At 71.7% G+C, this 10,520-nt stretch carries 9 protein-coding genes; 5 read left to right on the top strand and 4 right to left on the bottom strand.

What is annotated here, in order from left to right:
• The 3 genes from KDL01_RS34360 to htpG all read left to right on the top strand — a co-directional run.
• Positions 1-534, top strand: a 534-nt coding sequence (locus KDL01_RS34360) for a class I SAM-dependent methyltransferase (RefSeq protein ID WP_212532863.1), incomplete at its 5' end; no start/stop codon positions are given.
• Positions 535-613: 79 nt separating this feature from the next.
• Positions 614-3,064, top strand: coding sequence for an ATP-binding cassette domain-containing protein (locus KDL01_RS34355; protein ID WP_212532862.1), 2,451 nt, complete (start codon positions 614-616; stop codon positions 3,062-3,064).
• 108 nt (positions 3,065-3,172) lie between these two features.
• Positions 3,173-5,056: a molecular chaperone HtpG gene (gene htpG / locus KDL01_RS34350; RefSeq protein WP_212532861.1), complete on the top strand. Its 1,884-nt coding sequence runs from the start codon at positions 3,173-3,175 to the stop codon at positions 5,054-5,056.
• 69 nt (positions 5,057-5,125) lie between these two features.
• Here the strand turns inward: htpG and KDL01_RS34345 are convergent, their stop codons facing one another.
• From KDL01_RS34345 to KDL01_RS34335, 3 genes are all read right to left on the bottom strand, one after another.
• Positions 5,126-6,055, bottom strand: a complete 930-nt coding sequence (locus tag KDL01_RS34345) for a S41 family peptidase (RefSeq protein WP_212532860.1) — start codon at positions 6,053-6,055, stop codon at positions 5,126-5,128.
• 78 nt (positions 6,056-6,133) lie between these two features.
• Positions 6,134-7,444 (bottom strand): metal-dependent hydrolase family protein, encoded by a 1,311-nt coding sequence (locus KDL01_RS34340; protein ID WP_212532859.1) that lies wholly within the window; start codon positions 7,442-7,444, stop codon positions 6,134-6,136.
• Between the two features lie 96 nt (positions 7,445-7,540).
• Positions 7,541-7,870 (bottom strand): hypothetical protein, encoded by a 330-nt coding sequence (locus tag KDL01_RS34335; protein ID WP_212532858.1) that lies wholly within the window; start codon positions 7,868-7,870, stop codon positions 7,541-7,543.
• Positions 7,871-7,999: 129 nt separating this feature from the next.
• Here KDL01_RS34335 and KDL01_RS34330 point away from each other — a divergent pair, with 129 nt between their 5' ends.
• Positions 8,000-8,689: a GntR family transcriptional regulator gene (locus KDL01_RS34330; protein WP_212532857.1), complete on the top strand. Its 690-nt coding sequence runs from the start codon at positions 8,000-8,002 to the stop codon at positions 8,687-8,689.
• Between the two features lie 73 nt (positions 8,690-8,762).
• On the opposite strand, the gene KDL01_RS34325 is transcribed toward KDL01_RS34330, so the two are convergent.
• Positions 8,763-9,605 (bottom strand): hypothetical protein, encoded by an 843-nt coding sequence (locus KDL01_RS34325; RefSeq protein ID WP_212532856.1) that lies wholly within the window; start codon positions 9,603-9,605, stop codon positions 8,763-8,765.
• Between the two features lie 170 nt (positions 9,606-9,775).
• On the opposite strand from KDL01_RS34325, the gene KDL01_RS34320 reads away from it, so the two are divergent.
• On the top strand, positions 9,776-10,387 hold the full coding sequence (locus KDL01_RS34320) for a TOPRIM nucleotidyl transferase/hydrolase domain-containing protein (RefSeq protein WP_307846742.1): 612 nt from the start codon (positions 9,776-9,778) through the stop codon (positions 10,385-10,387).
• The last annotated feature ends 133 nt before the right edge of the window (positions 10,388-10,520 follow it).

Below are 10,520 nucleotides of genomic sequence, written 5' to 3'. Positions count from 1 at the left end.
GACCTGTGCTGCGGCGAGGGCAACGCGCTGATCGAGGCGGCCGGGCGGCTCGGGGTGGGCGAGGACGCCGTGGGCGGCGGTGCCGTGAGCATCGTCGGCGTCGATCTCGTCGGGCGCCTCAGGCCCGGCCCGAACTGGCCCGGGCTGAGTCTCGTCACGGCGTCGCTCGCGACCTGGAATCCGGCGGCCGAGCAGCGATTCGACCTGGTGACGTGCGTGCACGGGCTGCACTACATCGGGGACAAGCTCGGCCTGCTCACGCGCGCGGCGCGATGGCTGTCGCCGCCGGACGGAGTCCTCATCGCGGACTTCGACCCCTCCGCCGTCCGCCACCCCGACGGCTCCCCCGCGACCCGCCGCGTCATACGTGCCCTGCGCCAAGCCGGCGCCGGCTACGACCCGCGTACTCACCGCCTCACCTGCCGCGGACCGCTCGACCTGTCTTTCGCCGCCGACTACCTCGGCGCCGACGACGCCGCGGGGCCCTCCTACACCGGGCAGCCCGGGGTGGCGTCTCACTACCGGTGGCTCTGAGCGTCGCGGGCCGGCGGGCGTCGGCCACCGCCTAAGCTGGTCGGACGCCGCCGGGCGAGCCGAGAGCCGAGGAGACGCGATGACGAAGGCCACGCAGGTGAAAGCCACGAAGCCCAAGCCCGAGACGCAGTCCAAGCCGAAGCCGCAGCAGCGGGCCGCGGGGGCTGCGGCCGGGGCGTCGTCGGCGGATCTGCACGACGAGATCCGGGTGGTCGGGGCGCGCGAGAACAATCTCAAGGACCTGAGCGTGGTGCTGCCGAAGCGGCGGCTGACGGTGTTCACCGGGGTCTCCGGGTCGGGGAAGAGCTCGCTGGTGTTCGGGACGATCGCGGCGGAGTCGCAGCGGCTGATCAACGAAACCTACAGCGCGTTCGTGCAGGGGTTCATGCCGACGCTGGCGCGGCCCGAGGTGGACGTGTTGGAAGGGCTCACCACGGCGATCATCGTGGATCAGCAGCGGATGGGGGCGGATCCGCGCTCGACGGTGGGGACGGCGACCGACGCGAACGCGATGCTGCGGATCCTGTTCTCGCGGCTGGGCAAGCCGCACGTCGGGTCTCCGCAGGCCTACTCGTTCAACGTGCCTTCGGTGCGGGCGAGCGGGGCGATCACGGTGGAGAAGGGGCAGCAGAAGGCTTCGCGGGTCAGCTTCTCCCGCACCGGCGGGATGTGTCCGCGGTGCGAGGGACGCGGGACGGTGTCCGATCTCGACCTCAACCAGCTCTTCGACTCCGACAAGTCGCTCAACGAGGGCGCGATCACGGTGCCGGGGTACACCGGGGGCGGGTGGAACTCGCGGCTCTACGTCGAGTCCGGGTTCTACGATCCGGACAAGCCGATCCGGAAGTTCACCAAGAAGGAGCTGCAGGACTTCCTGTACCGCGAGCCCACCCGGATGAAGATCGCCGGGATCAACATGACCTACGAGGGGCTGGTCCCGCGCATCCAGAAGTCGATGCTGTCCAAGGACAAGGAGGGCATGCAGCCGCACATCCGCGCGTTCGTGGACCGCGCCGTCACCTTCACGATCTGCCCGGACTGCGAGGGGACGCGGCTGAGCGCGGCGGCGCGCGGGTCGAAGATCAAGGGGATCTCCATCGCCGACGCGTGCGCGATGCAGGTGAGCGACCTCGCCTCCTGGGTCGCCGAGCTGGACGAGCCCTCGGCCGCGCCGCTGCTGACGGCGCTCGGGGCGACGCTCGAGTCCTTCGCCGAGATCGGGCTCGGCTACCTCTCGCTGGACCGGCCGGCCGGGACGCTCTCGGGCGGGGAGGCGCAGCGGGTGAAGATGATCCGGCAGCTCGGCTCCTCCCTCACCGACGTGACCTACGTCTTCGACGAACCCACGATCGGACTGCACCCGCACGACATCCAGCGGATGAACGAGCTGCTGCTGCGGCTGCGCGACAAGGGCAACACGGTGCTGGTGGTGGAGCACAAGCCGGAGACGATCGCGATCGCGGACCACGTGGTGGACCTCGGGCCGGGCGCCGGGACGGCGGGCGGCGAGGTGATGTTCGAGGGCGATGTCGCGGGGCTGCGGGCCAGCGGCACGGTCACCGGGCGGCACCTCGACGACCGGGCTTCGCTCAAGCCCGCGGTGCGCGAGGCCTCCGGCGTGCTCGAGGTGCGCGGGGCGGACACGCACAACCTGCGCGAGGTGGACGTGGACATCCCGCTGGGCGTGCTGACGGTGCTGACCGGGGTGGCCGGGTCGGGCAAGAGTTCGCTGATCCAGGGTTCGGTGGCGGGCCGGGACGGGATCGTGGTGGTGGATCAGGCCCCGATCCGCGGGTCGCGGCGGAGCAATCCGGCGACCTACTCCGGCGCGCTCGAGCCGATCCGGAAGGCGTTCGCGAAGGCCAACGACGTCAAGCCGGCCCTGTTCAGCGCCAACTCGGAGGGCGCCTGCCCGGCCTGCAACGGCGCCGGGGTCGTCTACACCGACCTGGCGATGATGGCGGGCGTCGCCAACCCCTGCGAGGAGTGCGAGGGCAAGCGGTTCGACGCGTCGGTGCTGGAGTACAAGCTCGGCGGGCGCGACATCAGCGAGGTGCTGGCGCTGCCGGTGTCCGAGGCGGCGGAGTTCTTCGGCGCGGGCGAGGCGCGCACCCCGGCCGCGCACGCGATCCTGGAGCGGCTGGTGGACGTCGGGCTCGGCTACCTGAGCCTGGGCCAGCCGCTGACCACACTCTCCGGCGGCGAGCGGCAGCGGCTGAAGCTGGCCACCCACCTCGGCGAGAAGGGCGGCGTGTACGTGCTCGACGAGCCGACCACGGGCCTGCACCTGGCCGACGTGGAGCAGCTGCTCGCGCTGCTGGACCGGCTGGTGGACGGCGGGAAGTCGGTGATCGCGATCGAGCACCACCAGGCGGTGATGGCGCACGCCGACTGGATCATCGATCTCGGTCCGGGCGCCGGGCACGACGGCGGCCTTGTGGTGTTCGAGGGCACGCCCGCCGACCTCGTCGCCGACGCCTCGACCCTCACCGGGGAGCATCTGGCGCGGTACGTCGGCGCCGGTGCCTGACCCGACCGTCCGCGCCGGGCACGTGCGCAGTGGCTCGCCGTAGTCTGCTAGAACCGTGACGTAAGCATGTCGTTTCGTGAGTGCATTCGTGAGTGAAGGAGAGTCCGCGTGTCCGGCGGAAGCGAGACTTTGGAGTTCCAGGCGGAGACCCGTCAGCTGCTGCACCTGGTGGTGCATTCGCTGTATTCGAATAAGGACATCTTCCTGCGGGAGCTGGTCTCGAACGCCTCCGACGCACTGGACAAACTGCGGCTCGAGTCGCTCAAGGACCCGGATCTGGCGGCGGACACGGGCGATCTGCACATCGAGATCGAGGCGGACGTGGCGGCGCGCACGCTCACGGTGCGCGACAACGGGATCGGCATGACCCGGGACGAGGTGGTCGACCTGATCGGGACGATCGCGAAGTCGGGCACGGCGAGCCTGCTGGAGAAGTTGAAGCAGGCCAAGGACTCGGCCGCCTCCAACACGCTGATCGGGCAGTTCGGCGTCGGGTTCTACTCGGCGTTCATGGTCGCGGACAAGGTCACCCTGGTGACCCGGCGGGCCGGCGAGGAGCACGGCACCCGCTGGGAGTCGACCGGGGAGAGCACGTACGAGATCGAGCGGCTCGAGGACGCGCCGCAGGGCACCTCGGTCACGCTGGCGCTCAAGCCGGTGGACACCGAGGACCACCTGTACGACTACGCGGCCGAGTTCAAGATCAAGGAGATCGTCAAGCGGTACTCGGACTTCATCCGCTGGCCGATCCGGCTGGCCGGGCAGGCCGATCCGGTCAACTCGATGAAGGCGCTGTGGGCCCGGCCGCGCAACGAGATCGCGCAGACCGAGTACCACGAGTTCTACAAGCAGCTCGCGCACGACTGGGCCGATCCGCTCGAGACCATCCACTTCAGGGCGGAGGGCACCTTCGAGTACGACGCGCTGCTGTTCCTGCCCGCGCAGGCGCCGTTCGACCTCTACACCCGCGAGGCCAAGCGCGGAGTGCAGCTGTACGTGAACCGCGTGTTCATCATGGACGAGTGCGACGCGCTGATGCCGCAGTACCTGCGCTTCGTCAAGGGTGTCGTGGACGCGCACGACCTGTCGCTGAACGTCTCGCGCGAACTGCTCCAGCACGACCGGCAGATCCGCGGGGTGCGCCGACGCCTGGTCAGCCGGGTGCTCTCGACCGCGAAGGGGCTGCTGGAGAAGGAGCCGGAGAAGTACCGCGGCCTGTGGGACGCGTTCGGCCGGGCGCTGAAGGAGGGCCTGCTCGAGGACGCCGACAACCAGGCGGCGCTGCTGGACCTGCTGCTGCTCGAGACCACCCACGACGCGGCCGAGCCGACCACGCTGCGTGCCTACGCCGAGCGGATGAAGCCGGAGCAGACCGAGATCTACTACCTGACCGGGGCGAACCGCGCGGCCGTGGAGAACTCCCCGCACATGGAGGCGTTCAAGGCCAAGGGCTACGAGGTGCTGATCCTTACCGACCCGATCGACGAGGTCTGGGTGGACCAGGCGCCGGCGTACGACGGCAAGACGCTGCGATCGGTCGCCAAGGGCCAGGTCGACCTGGATGCGGCCGAGTCGGACGAGGGCGGGGACAAGCAGCAGGCGCGGGAGGAGTTCGCGCCGCTGCTCGAGTTCCTGGCCGAGGCGCTGGCCGACAAGGTCAAGTCGGCCAGGCTCTCCACCCGGCTGACCGACTCCCCCGCGTGCCTGGTCGGCGACACCAACGATCTGACGCCGGCGCTGGAGAAGCTCTACCGGGCGATGGGCCAGCCGGTGCCGCACACCAAGCGGATCCTGGAGGTCAACGCGGCGCACCCGCTGATCACCGGGCTGCGGGCGGCGCAGGCCGGGGACGCGGCGGCCCGCGCGGACGGGCAGCTGGAGCAGAGCGCCGAGCTGCTCTACGGCCTCGCGCTGTTGGCGGAGGGCGGCGAGCTGGAGGACCCGGCGCGTTTCAGCAGGCTGATCGCCGACCGGCTGGCGCCGACGGTGTGAGCCGCGGTGCCCGGCCGGTCAGCGGTTGACCGTCCGGGCACCGACCACAGCCCGAGCGGGCGCCGCCGGTCACTTCCCGGCCGGCGCCGGCCGGGGCGGCAGCTTCGTCAGCGCGTGCTGATACGCGACGTCGAGCGCGTCCTCGGCCGGCACGGCGATGTCCGGAGTGATGCCCGTGCCCTCCCAGTCGCCGCCGGTGACCGGGTTGACCGAACGGGCATACGGCACCGTGACGCTGACGTGCTCGGACAGCGGGTAGTAGCCGGTGGGGTGGGCACCGCCGCGGGTGGTCTCGCCGACGAGCACGGCGCGGCCGCGCACCTTGAGGTTGTAGGCGAGGTCCTCCGCGCCGGAGAAGGTGACCGGGCCGGTCAGCACGTAGACCGGACGGTCGAGGTAGCGGGCGGCGGGCAGGTAGGGCACGGTCCAGAACTGCTGGGTCTGGCCGGTGGTGCGCCGGTAGACGTCGGTCAGGTGCACGGATTCGCCGCCGGGGAACAGGTAGCTGCACCAGTAGGCCATGCCGTAGGTGGAGCCGCCGCGGTTGGCCCGCAGGTCGAGGATGAGCGCGTCGGTGTGGGCGAGCAGGGTCATCGCCGCGTCGATGAAGGGCGCCGCGTCGCCGGGCTCGGCGACCAGGGTGGTCTCGATGTAGCCGATGTTGCCCTCGAGGCGCTCGACCCGGCGGATGCCCTGGTTCTCGGCGTGGGCGAGCACGGCGAAGAAGTCCTCGTCCTCCTCGGCCTCGGCGGCCTCGTCGTCCTCGAACTCCTGCGGTTGCTCGCTCCACAGCAGCCGCAGGTGCTTGTCCGCGGCGACGTGCTGGAAGTCGGCGGTCACGGCGTCGCACAGGGCCTGGCCCCGCAGCTGCTCGTAGGCCCCCGCGGCCAGCTGCCCGCGCACGTGCGTCACGATCTCAGTGGCTTTGTCTTCGGCGATGTACTCGGCGGTGATGCGCCGCAGCGCGCTTTCGACGAGCTCGGTGGTGGTCTTCCCCATGGCGGGCGATCATAGTACGAGCCCGATCGCGGAGATACGCCACCTGGCGGTTAAGCCGCGGTGGGCGCCGGTCCGCAGTCAGCCGGATACCGCCGACGGCGCCGCGGCGGTGAGCGTGTTCTTATACACCACGCCGTCCTTCATGATCAGCGCCAGGCTGGCGTCCGGGCGGGCGAGCAGGTCGAGGTCGGTCAGCGGGTCGCCGGCCACGAGCAGCAGGTCGGCGATGGCGCCCTCCTTGACCTGGCCGAGGACGCCCGGGTACGGGTTGCGCTCGCCGCTGAGGGTGAGCAGCCGCGCGTTGGTCGAGGTGGCCATCCGCAGCACCTCGGCGGGCGAGAACCAGCGGCGCATCTTGACCAGCGGGCGCCCTGGCGGGTGGCCAGCTTGGCGTCGAAGAGGGTGTCGGTGCCCCAGGCGAGGTTCACGCCGTGTTTGCGCGCGAGTGTGTAGGCGGTGTCGGTGCCGGCGATCACGCGCATCTGCTTGGCCCGGCTCGCCTCCGACTCCAGCGGGATGGCGTCCTCGTCGTCGAGGAAGGGTTGCAGCGACCACCACGCGTTCTTCTCCGCGATCATGGCGACGGTCTCCTCGTCCGAGGTGGCCGTGGTCGATGCAGCGCACTCCGGCGCGCAGGGCCTGCTGCACGGCCCGGGAGGTGTACGCGTGCACCATGACGTAGGTGCCCCAGTTCTCCGCCGCCTCGACTCCGGCGCGCAGCTCGGCCTCGGTGTACTGGGTGACGTCGATGGGGTCGTGGGTGGACGCGGCGCCGCCCCCGGCCATCATCTTGAGCTGGCTCGCGCCGCGCATCAGCTGTTCCCGGGCGGCGCGCAACACCTCCTCGACACCGTCGGCGATGGCGCTGGCCCCGACGATCTCGGCGTGCGACAGGTGCCCGCACAGCCCGCGCGGCACCTCGTTGGGGGTGCGGAAGTCGCCGTGTCCGGCGGTCTGCGAGATGAACGCGCCGGACGGGTAGATGCGCGGTCCGGCGGTCAGGCCCCTGTCGATGGCGAGTTTCAGGCCGAAGGTGGGTCCGCCCGCGTCGCGCACGGTGGTGAATCCGCGCAGCAGCGTCTCGCGGGCCGCGTGCGCGGCGGCGATGGCGATGAATCCGGCGTCGGCGAACTGCAGGGCGCTGAAGCTGAGGCTGGCGAAGGCGGCGTGCCAGTGCGCGTCGATCAGGCCGGGCATCAGGGTGTGGCCGGCGGCCTCGATCCGGACGCAGTCGCCGCCGAATGCGGCGGGCTCGGGCGGTTCCGCGGTGATCGAGGCGATCAGCCCGTCCCGGACCAGGACGTGGCGCGGGTCGGAGAGCACGTCAGCGACGCCGTCGAACACCCGGACGTGCTCGATCAGGGTCGAGGCCGCCCGCGCGTCGCCCATGTGATCCCTCGCTCCCGTCGCCGTGACGTGCCCACCCTCATCCTGCGGACGGGCACGCGGGGGCGGTACGGGGCGCACCGCGCGCGGGCGCGGTGTTCACCCGGTCGGGCCCACCCGGTCGAGTCCGAGCACGGCCGGCGGCGGGGAGAGGTGGGTCGAGGAGCTCGGCACGTTCGCCCACCAGCCTCCGGGGTGGAGCACGTCCACGCAGACCAGTTCGTCCGCGGCCTCGTGCCGGTAGTGGTCGAGCACGAACACCGCGCGATCCAGGGCACTGATCTCACTGTCAGCACCGTGATAGGTACGGAAGGGCTCGTCGCGTGAGTCGGTCACCCGCCAGGTGCAGCGGATGGTCCAGGGTGGGTGGGCTTGCGCCTTCGCGTCGAGGCGATCGGCGAAGCGGTCGGGGAAGAGGAAGTCGGACACGGCCGCTTGAGCTCCCTGATCAGCGAGGGACGTCTGCCAGGCCCACCGTATACGCGACTTCGTATACGCACAACCCTTCGTATACGATGAAAAGCCCGGCCATCCGCGGGGGCACCGAAGGGAACGCAGATGCCCGAACCGGCTTACGTCGCCCTGGCCGGAGCCTATGCGCGCCGGATCCGCCGCGCGGAGCTCGCCCCCGGGAGCAGGCTGCCAAGCTACGCCGAACTCGTCGAGCGGCACGGCGTGTCCGAGATCGTGGCCCGCAAGGCCGTGGCGCTGCTGCAGAGCCAGGGCCTGGTGCGCTGCGTGCGGCGCCAGGGCGTGTACGTGGCCGACCGGCTCGACCTGGTGCGGGTCTCGCCGGAGCGGCAGCGGGAGTCCGCGGAGACCTCGTTCCGCAACGAGTCGGACCGGGAGGTCGCGGTCACCCGCGAGATCGAGCAGGTCGCGGCGGACGAGGCGCTGGCGGAGCTGTTCGACCTGGCCGGCGGGGATCGGCTGACCCACGTGGTGACCAGGGCCACCGAGGACGCGCGGCCGATATCCATATCAGACACCTACCATCCGGTGGACGTGGCCGACGCGTCCGGCGCCACCGCGCTGGAGGAGACGATCGCGGACCGGCTGCCGGCGCCGGTGCACGCGCAGTGGCTGCGCACCCGGCCCGGAGAGCTGGTCAAGACGGTCCACCAGCGCTTCTTCGCGGCCGACGGGCGGCTGGTGATGCTCTCGGACGTGTCCTATCCGCGCGACCGGTACGACGCCTTCACCTTCCGGATGACGCTGCGGCCCGCGGCCGCGGCGGACGAGGAGTAGCGCGGGCGCACGGAAGCACGTCGGCGTCGCGGCGCGCGAAGGGGCGCGCGGACGGGGCGCGCGGACTTCGCGATCATGTGCGTACCCTGACCCAGCCCTGTGCCCGGTCGGCCAGGTTCCACCAGGAGACGAAGCGCGGGTCGGCCGAGGTCTGCTCCCAGCGCGAGGCCAGGGCGTCGAAGAACGCGTCGTCGGCGGTGCGCCCGCCGCGGGGCTCGCCGATGTAGACCAGGCGTTCGCCCCCGGCGCGTTCGAAGGCCTCGAGTGACGCGGAGGCCATGGTGTTGCCCCAGCCGGGCGGCCAGCACAGGAACAGCACACAGGCCGCGCGGCCGACGATGCGCAGGCCCTCGAGCGTGTCGACGAGGTACCAGACGTCGGCCTGGCCGAAGGCGCGCGGGAACGAGACGTTGTCGGTGCGGTCCGGCGGCTCGAGTTCGAAGGCCTCCACGGCCAGTCCGGCCCGGTGCAGCTGCGCGGCCCAGTAGCCGCGCCCGGCACCCACCTCCACCACCGCCCGTCCGTCGCAGAACCCGGATACCCAGTCCAGGGTCTCCGGCGAGGGGATCGCGTAGGCGTAGGTGGCCTGCAGGATCATCTGGGCGTAGGCGAGCTGCGCGCTGGCCCCGGCCGCGCCGCCGTCCACCACCCTCCGCCCGCCCTGCCCGGAGACCGAGGGCGCGACCAGGTCCCAGTACGGGTTCGCACTCACCGCCGCCCCGCCGGTCATGAAGTGTAGGAAGCGCAGGTCGAAGTCGAAGGCCGCGGCCGCCTGCGCCTCGCCGGGCTGCGGCAGTCCGGCCGCGACGTCGAAGTACTCGGCCACCTTGGGGAATTCGGCCCGCAACCGCCGCTCATCGCCGAGCAGCGCGATCAGCTGTTCGCGGCGCTCCGCCGTCAACGCAAGCTCCGTCACGCGCTCCATTGTGGCGCGCGTCGGGCGCGGCGACCTCGAGCCGTGCCGGACGGGTGCCGGCGAGCTCGGGGCTGGGCCAGGGGAAGTCGAAGAGCCCTGGCACCGCGTCGGCCGGGCGGGATCTCGCTTTTCGCCGCCCCCGGCGGCCGGTGGCCGGGCATAATGGCACCGTGCACGGGGCGCCTGAAGGAACGGATGCGCGGGTGCGGGCGGTGGTGCTGGTCGAAGGTCCCAGCGACCGGGTCGCACTCGAGGTGCTGGCGCGACGCGGGGGGATGGATCTGGCCGCGCGGGGCGTGCGCATCGTCTCCATGGACGGCATCACGAACATCGGCCACTTCCTCACGCGCCATCACGCCGACGCGCCCGACGTGCGGGTCTGCGGGCTCTACGACGACGCCGAGGAACGCTTCGTGCGGCGCGGCCTCGAGCGGCTCGGCGTCGAGGTGGGCCCGGAGCCCGGCCGGGCCGCGCTGGCGGAGCGCGGCTTCTTCTGCTGCTCGGCGGACTTGGAGGACGAGCTGATCCGGGCGCTCGGGCCGGCCGAGGTGGTGCTGCTGGTGGAGGCGCAGGGGCAGGCGCGCTCGTTCCGCACCCTGCGCCGGCAGCCCGCGTTGCGCGACCAGAGCCTGCACGACCAGCTGCGCCGGCTGATGAGCGGGCGCTCGGGCGGCAAGGAGCGCTACGCGGCGGCGATGGCCGAGGCGGTGCCGTGGGCGCAGGTGCCCGCGCCCCTGGCCGGGGTGCTGGCCTACGCCGCCACGGCGGCTCTGCCGCGCTAGGGTTCGATCATGTCGGACTGGGTCTCGTCATCAGAGCAGTACCTCACCCCCGCCGGATCGACGTCCGGTGACTCCGGTGACTCCAGTGGCCCGGACGGCGGCGGGCGCGCGGCCGCGGATCCGTGGCGCGAGG

It is taken from the genome of Actinospica durhamensis, from assembly GCF_018139695.1.
Classification (GTDB): domain Bacteria; phylum Actinomycetota; class Actinomycetes; order Streptomycetales; family Catenulisporaceae; genus Actinospica; species Actinospica durhamensis.
The sequence above is the reverse complement of the archived record's forward strand: the minus strand, read 5'-3'. Positions and strand labels throughout refer to the sequence as shown.

Bases quoted from the DNA above. Each gene is read 5' to 3' on its own strand.
- KDL01_RS34345 (WP_212532860.1), bottom strand. From the start codon at position 6,055: ATGGGGAAGACCACCACCGAGCTCGTCGAAAGCGCGCTGCGGCGCATC.
- KDL01_RS34340 (WP_212532859.1), bottom strand. From the start codon at position 7,444: ATGGGCGACGCGCGGGCGGCCTCGACCCTGATCGAGCACGTCCGGGTG.
- KDL01_RS34330 (WP_212532857.1), top strand. From the start codon at position 8,000: ATGCCCGAACCGGCTTACGTCGCCCTGGCCGGAGCCTATGCGCGCCGG.
- KDL01_RS34355 (WP_212532862.1), top strand. From the start codon at position 614: ATGACGAAGGCCACGCAGGTGAAAGCCACGAAGCCCAAGCCCGAGACG.